The sequence below is a fragment of the Chryseobacterium rhizosphaerae genome, from assembly GCF_003385455.1.
Classification (GTDB): domain Bacteria; phylum Bacteroidota; class Bacteroidia; order Flavobacteriales; family Weeksellaceae; genus Chryseobacterium; species Chryseobacterium rhizosphaerae.
Map to the genome: position 1 here is coordinate 1 of NZ_QNUF01000078.1, position 727 is coordinate 727.

Annotated in this window: 1 pseudogene; it reads left to right on the forward strand. The window is 38.8% G+C overall.

Annotation, left to right across the window (positions count from 1 at the left end):
• A pseudogene (locus tag DRF57_RS23805) lies at positions 1-727 on the forward strand (hypothetical protein); the annotation flags it as partial.

Here is a 727-nt window from a genome sequence, read left to right on the forward strand (position 1 = left end):
GTATGATTACAGCCAGCTAAAAAGCCTTAAAAACTATGTCTTTAAAGAAAACTTTGCCTATTTTCCAGATCCTGCCCAGGACCAGCTCCTCAATATATCATATGGGTTTTATGACAACTATTATGGATTTTATAATCCTACGGAAGTAAAAACTACAGAATATCTACCGGATAATTCTGTGGTGACTACCACCAGCTTCAGCAGTTATGGTAATCCGAGCCACTATCAGCTAACCTCTTCAAAAACTGTATTTACGGACGGTTCTACTCAGGAGACAAGCTACCAGTATGCCCATGAAAAAGGAAACCCACTGATGATTAGCAAAAATATGATTGGTATCCCTTTGGAAACCAAAACGATGCAGACGGTGAATAATGTGAGTAAAACCCTTTCCAGAACAGAGACCATTTATCCAACGGTTTTACCACATGTTGCCACTGGAAACCTGGTACTTCCTGTATCTATTTTAAGTTACGATAATCTAAACAACGCAAATTCTAAAGAGGTCAGTTTTGATAAATATGATGATAGAGGGAATATTCTGCAATACACTGAAAAGGATGGTACTCCAGTGAGTATAGTCTGGGGATATAATAAAACTAAGCCAATTGCAGAGGTCGTTGGAGCGACCTATAGTCAGGTTGAAAGCTTTATCTCTGAAATTGTAGCCAAGTCGAATGAAGATGCTGCTGATCCAACAAAAGAAGCAGCTTTACTTGTAGCACTT